The organism is Rhodococcus sp. LB1 (genome assembly GCF_001583455.1).
GTDB classification, from domain to species: domain Bacteria; phylum Actinomycetota; class Actinomycetes; order Mycobacteriales; family Mycobacteriaceae; genus Rhodococcus_F; species Rhodococcus_F opacus.
Genome location: NZ_LTCZ01000238.1, coordinates 1 through 296, shown reverse-complemented (window position 1 = coordinate 296; position 296 = coordinate 1). Strand labels below are relative to the sequence as shown.

The 296-nt window shown below is 70.6% G+C and carries 1 protein-coding gene; it reads right to left on the bottom strand.

The window, feature by feature from the left end; all coding sequences use genetic code 11:
- Positions 1 to 296: FAD-dependent oxidoreductase (locus tag AZG88_RS54245; RefSeq protein WP_231914221.1), on the bottom strand; the 296-nt coding region annotated here is incomplete at both ends.

The following is a 296-nucleotide window of genomic DNA, read 5'->3' as shown; positions in this document are numbered from 1 at the left end:
GCCACGGTCTTCAGCTTGATGGGGCTGACGCCCTCACCGAGCGCGTGGTACATCGCGATGCGGCCCTGCATGGCGGCGACGGACGCCAGCGGCAGCAGGCCGGTGCAGTCGCCCGCGGCGTAGATCCCGGACACCGGCGTCCGCGACACACGGTCCACGCGCAGGTATCCGCCCTTGTCGAGCTCGATGCCGACCTTCTCCAGTCCGAGCCCCTGGGTGTTGGGAACCGAACCGACGGTCATCAGGGCGTGGCTGCCCTCGACCGTCCGGCCGTCGGCGAGCACGACGACGATGCC